This window comes from Diaphorobacter sp. J5-51 (assembly GCF_001023515.1).
Classification (GTDB): domain Bacteria; phylum Pseudomonadota; class Gammaproteobacteria; order Burkholderiales; family Burkholderiaceae_C; genus Diaphorobacter; species Diaphorobacter nitroreducens.
In genome coordinates this window covers 1-5736 of record NZ_JSYI01000042.1, presented here as the reverse complement: position 1 = coordinate 5736, position 5736 = coordinate 1, and the positions used below count along the sequence as shown (strand labels likewise).

Genomic DNA, 5736 nt, shown 5'->3' with positions numbered 1-5736 from the left:
TGTCGACATGCTATGCCTCACACACAAAATTTCTGACAAGCTCGCCGAGCGGCTCTCTTCGGCAGGCATGAAGTCCATGCTGTTGTGGGGAAACATGCGTGAATCCAAGCAGGACTTGATCAACGAGTTCAGGGATCGGCCGGAGTTGCGTGTGCTGGTGTCTACCGAGGTGGCCGCTGAAGGTGTCGACCTGCAGTTTTGCCGCCTGCTAGTGAATTACGACCTGCCTTGGAACCCAATGCGCGTTGAACAGCGCATCGGTCGTATCGACCGTCTGGGCCAGAAGTCCAAAGTAATCTACATCTGGAACCTGTTTTACCAGGAGACGATCGACGAGAGGATCTTGGGCAGGCTCCTGACGCGCTTGAAGGTGTTTGAGGAAGCGCTGGGCGAGCCTGAGCCAGTGATCGGCGAGACTATACAAAGGCTCGAGTCCAAGCTGCTGACGTCGAAGCTCACACCAGAAGAAGAGGAAGCGGAGATTGAGCGGGCAAGGCTTGCACTTGAGAACGTGCGACTCCGTCAGGATGAGTTGGAGAAAAACGCCGCACAGATGATTGCCCATGGTGGGTTAGTGTTGGATCGCATCGCGGCAGCCAAGGAGCTTTCACGTCGAGTTACCGAATCCGACTTGATTATCTATGTCCGTGATTTTCTGTCTCGCCATGCTCCTGGTCATCAGTTTGCGCAGTTGGACGATATCAACCTGTACTCCATTCAACTTCCGATGGGTATGGCGGCGGAGCTTGATGAGTTCTGTCGCCGAACAGGCCAGATTGGTCAGACCATGCTTGGTTCGGGACTGCCGCGAACGTGCAAGTTTTTGAACAGTGTCACGACGGTGGGAGGCCGCGCGTGGGAGCCAATTCATCAGTTCCATCCACTGATTCGGTTCATCGGCGAAAAGCTGGCACGCTTAGATGAAGCCTTTTACCCAGTGGTTGCTGTCAAGCTGCAATCGAAGTTTGGTTTGGACGTATCGGCAGGCGATTACATGTTTGCCATCCGTAAGTGGACCTTCAAGGGTGTGAAGGAAGAGGAGTGGCTTCAAGTCGCAGCGTGCGACCTTAGGAGTCAGGAGATTCTTGCAGACGATCTGGCGGAAGGCTTGGTGAATGCTGCGCGATTGCACGGTACAGACTGGTTGGAGGCGGCGAACCTAGTCCAGCTCGACGAAATCGCTGAGCGACTTGATCAACTTGAAGTGCATTTGGCAGAAGCCTATGGTCGTGCCAGCAAACGCAAGCAGGACGAGAATTCTGACCGCTTGATGTTCCAGCTTCACGGGATCGAGCAACATCTTGCCAATCGACTTCGTGTTCTGCAGGCCACGCGCAACCGGCACGAGGAGCTCGGCAGACACTCGCTTGCCAAGGCCACTCAGGGGCGAATCGACAAATTGGCGGCGCGCATGGGACTGAAGCGAGAGCAAGTGCTCCAACGCGAACGCGTAATCCCCGATCATGTTCTGGTTTGTGCAGGGTTGTTGCGATTGGAGGGCTGACGTATGCCGGACTGGTTTTCCGAACTCAAGCGCATCAAGAGCCAATTGAAGGGCCCAGAGACAGAGGCGGCCTCTCGCCCCCCGCGCAGTCAGGTGGCGCGTGTACCGGAGCTTCGGAGGGGTGGCACTCCACTCAAGCTGCCGAACACGGATGGAATGTCGCGTCTAAACGGACAGTCAAAGCCGTTGCCTCCTAATGACAAAGGGCACGGAACCGGTACGGGCCAGCTTCATCGATCTGCGCAGAGTACCGGTGGCAAAGACATCTCGAGCAAGCCTTTCCCGCGGAGCTCTCGGGGGGCAGCTTCGCCGCCCGTATCGTCTCCGGTGAAGCAGCTATCGATCCAAGTGCAGCCGGTGGTTCCAGCAAAGCGGTCTTTGAAAGCGCCTCTGTCCAAACCTCAACAACCAGCGCAGAGTTCAATCAAGCGGCCGCAGCCTGTGCCGTCGGTGTTTCGGCCTCTTCCGAAAGGCGCTCCCACCCGACAAGACTTGTTTCGGCAGCCTGAGGGCTGGATTGCTCGAGGAGGCTGGACGCAATGTGTCGAAGCGGGGCACAGCGGAGCGGTCGATATAGTCATCGGACTCGACTTTGGTACCTCATACACCAAGGCGGCGGTTGGCTTCAGAGACAAGATCTTCCCCGTCACTTGGGACGGCGTTTCCAAGTGCGAGCCGAATTACTTGTTACCCAGTGAGTACACGGAGTTGAGAGATGGCTCGCTGTTCATTGGGCAACACCCGAACGCACGCTCAGATGAGATTCGCAACGATCTGAAGCTACCGTTCATCAACCCTGCAGTCTCCCGGTCGAGTATCGGTGCTGCCAGCACCTTCATCGCCTTGGTGCTGCGATACGTTCGAGCTTGGGTGTTCCATCATCACGGGGACAAACTTGGACGTGCACATCTTCGGTGGCAGCTCAACATCGGGGCCCCCAGTAATGGCTTGGAAAGCACTCAGTTGGCACGTGCCTACCACGCGTTGGCGGCTACGGGCTGGCGGCGAAGTCTGGAGACAAACCCACAGCGATTGGCGGGTAGCGCATCCGAGTTGTGGCAAGAAGGCGAGGCTCTACCTGATCTCGTGGACCATCAAGTTAGGCCAGAGTTTGTGGCCCAGATGGCTGGTTACATGCAGTCACCTCAACGGCAGCGTGGCCTGCACGCACTGGTGGATGTTGGGGGAGGAACTTTGGACGTCGTGACGTTCAATGTGCATCAAGTCGACGAAGAGGACACGTTTCCATTCCTCGTTCCTCAAGTTCATGCGTTGGGCACGCATGGGCTCATCCAGAACAGGCTGTTGGGTGTCGAAGCCGATGGCCTTACTCGCGCAGTTGACGAACTGGCCCCAATCGACGCAGCCCCGGTCTTCGCTCGAGCTACCGGTGTCGCTGAGGCTCACGTCGTAAGCCGAGACGCACTGTTCAGGGCAGAACTGCAAAGGGTGATCAAAAGCGTATTCGATATCACCAAGAGCCGCCGCTACAGGCTGTCTGATGCTTGGCGTACGGGGATCCGCACATTCTTTACAGGAGGCGGGGCGCTGTTTGACTTGTATCGAGAGGCGCTGAAGACGATGCCTGTGCCGTCAACTCAAGGTCTGCATCTGATGCCGCTTCCACCGCACAAGAATTTGGACGGTTTCACTGGAGGGGTGCACGAATATCAACGGATCTCTGTCGCCTGCGGCTTAGCGCAGGACGCTTTCACACTGGGGCGAATTGTCCCGGCCAAGGAGGTCGAGGACGATCGTCCAGTTGTGCCGACATACAGGTCGTCTCGACCGGACCGCGACGACCTTTATCCGAAGTGACCAGCCCAAACTTGTCACAGAGAGCTGCCAGTGGGTGCAACTGAAAGGCGTTGTCGTCCGTGTCAAACCGCCACGCTCCAGTCGGCGATGGCGCGTGCAAGTTTTTGGCTCGCCTGCCCAGATGGCTCGATTGGTGACACCTCGGAAAAATCCGCCGCCTCGGTCAGAAGCGTGCGCAGGTCGAGGATGTCAAAGCGGTGTTGCATGGCGCTACGAGTCACCACATCATTGAAAACCGACAGCGCGGTCTCAAGGGCCGGGGTCAGTCCCGGCACGGCGTCGTATATCGTACAGACTAGGGTAGGCAGTCGGCGCTCGGACACTCGATCCATAAGGTAATCGTAGTGACTCGTGAAGTCAGTCTGGATGTGGTTTAGGTGCGCTAGGGCTTCCATCACCGAACTTACCGGGTGGTCTAGGGTGGGCAGCCATGACAGGGCATCGTTACCACCGACGCTCAGCACCAGATGGGTTGTACTCGGAGGCAGCCGCTGCAACTGGGCATGCACCTGCCGCGTCACATCGCCGTCGACGGCCAGCAGTGTACAGGCGTGTGGGGATTTCAGCGTACGACGAAGGTGCTCTATGACAGATTCGGAGGGCGCGACGTAGCTGGCGTTGTCGAATATGGAGTCGCCCAGCAGAGCCAGATGGTTGGAGGTCATGGGTTCACATTCCTTTGTGATTGCCGGCAGAAAGAAGGGGTGCCTGTCGTTTCTCGAAGCGCCTGCTTTGAGTTTGTGATGCATTCATGCATAGGCCCGAATGGCCTGGGCCAGTTCCGCCTTGAGGGCGGTTCTCAATTCCTTGGGCTCCAGCGCCTCCACATGCGCTCCATGGCGCAGCACGTCCAGCGTCAACTCCCGCAAATCCGTGTAAGGCAGCCGCATCTCCATGCGCCCATCGGCCAGCCATGTGATTTCCTGCTTGGGATGCCACATCTCCCGGGACACCCAGCGCGCCCGCTCGGCCGAGAACCGCAGCCGCGCCCACTGCACCTTTCTCCCAGAAAATATTCCGCACCCCTGGCCCACGAACTCTTCGAGAGTTCGCTCATCAACCTCTTGGCTCTTGACATCCAGTAGGTGCACTTCTTCCATCGAGTCCAGCGCAAACGAGCGCAAGCCGACTCGCATGTGACACCAGGCGACCAGGTACCAGTTGCCCCGGTAATGCACCAAGACCTGGGGAGAGACCACCCGCTCGCTGCGCTCGTCGCGGGCCCGCACGTAATACCGCAGCGCCAACTGGCGGCGGGTGAGGAGGGCGGTGGCAACCACTTCGAAGTGCTGAGCCGCCACCGCACGGTGACCGGTGGCCAGCAGGCGGAAGCGCTTCTCCACGTCGTTGGCCGCGTGCTGGCCGGATTCAATCAGGGCCCGCAGCCGTGCTTTCAGAGGTTCAATCTGCGCCTTGAGCAGCGTGGGCTGCAGGTCGGACAGCATCGCCTGCATCATCAAGAGTGCGTAGGCTTCCTGGGCGTTGAACCATAGGCCCGGCAGGTTCTGGATTTCTGCTTCTCCGTCCTGCTCGTACCGATAACCTCGTGTTTCCCGGTCCCAGACGATGGGGTAGTTCAGCCGGTCGCGCATGTACTCGATATCGCGCTTGAACGTGGCCCGGGAGACCGCCAACATTTCCAGCATCGTGCCGATGGGCACCGCCCGCCCGCCTTGTAGCAGGGCATCGATTTTGTAGAAGCGCTCGGTACGGTCCATCTCAGAGCAGCCTCACCGTTTCAAGATCCGCCTTGCCGCCGTAGAAATGTTTCAGAGCCGAATGAAACACCGAGTTCGGGGTGGCCGATGCTCTATCGAAGAGCGTCGCGCAAGAGCGAAACTTCATCGCGTCCACCGTCCCGAAAATATCGTCCGCCCGACGGTCCGGGTGCTGCAGGACCAGACGGAAGCACTCGTGCAGCCGGTGACCCAGCAGAGGATGCTCCAGGTACAGCCGTGCCTCGTGCAAGTCCACGATGCCGTACTTCTGGGCTTTCCTAGAGCGACCTAGCCCGTAAAGCTGCGGAAACACAAACCACATCCAGTGCGTTTCCTTGCGACCGGCCCGAAGTTCCTCCATCGCGGTGTCGATGACCGTCGCCTGGGCCTCCACAAAGCGCTCTAGACCTGCGGGTGTCATTGTGCGACGCTGAGTCACCCGATCAAGACCCGGCGGCTGTTGCCAATACTCACCGGACGAGTAGACCGGTCGTTCGAACCGGTTCCCCCGTCGGAGGGGAAACTGGGGCGATCCGGCCACCGTCCGAAATCCCGGTTGTTCACTGAGCGGCGTGAAGCCGTTGAACGCCAGGGCATGCTCGGCCTGAGCTGCATTCGCATAAACCACTTCATCGAACACTAAACCGTGATTGCGTATTCCACGCGATGGCGGACACGATTCCATGCTGATGGCGG

5 protein-coding genes are annotated in these 5736 nt (G+C 58.6%); 2 read left to right on the top strand and 3 right to left on the bottom strand.

The window, feature by feature from the left end:
• A partial coding sequence (locus tag OX89_RS05995) for a helicase-related protein (RefSeq protein WP_234305512.1) occupies positions 1 to 1504 on the top strand: 1504 nt, incomplete at its 5' end.
• A gap of 378 nt (positions 1505 to 1882) precedes the next feature.
• Positions 1883 to 3322 (top strand): hypothetical protein, encoded by a 1440-nt coding sequence (locus tag OX89_RS18515; protein WP_144731158.1) that lies wholly within the window; start codon positions 1883 to 1885, stop codon positions 3320 to 3322.
• Between the two features lie 62 nt (positions 3323 to 3384).
• On the opposite strand, the gene OX89_RS05985 is transcribed toward OX89_RS18515, so the two are convergent.
• The 3 genes from OX89_RS05985 to OX89_RS19360 form a co-directional block, all read right to left on the bottom strand.
• Positions 3385 to 3987, bottom strand: a complete 603-nt coding sequence (locus OX89_RS05985) for an SGNH/GDSL hydrolase family protein (RefSeq protein ID WP_047349946.1) — start codon at positions 3985 to 3987, stop codon at positions 3385 to 3387.
• A gap of 84 nt (positions 3988 to 4071) precedes the next feature.
• Positions 4072 to 5040, bottom strand: coding sequence for a YafY family protein (locus OX89_RS05980; protein WP_047349945.1), 969 nt, complete (start codon positions 5038 to 5040; stop codon positions 4072 to 4074).
• A 1-nt stretch (position 5041) separates the two neighbouring features.
• The coding region (locus tag OX89_RS19360; protein ID WP_369799254.1) for a DUF1810 domain-containing protein at positions 5042 to 5736 on the bottom strand (695 nt) is incomplete at its 5' end.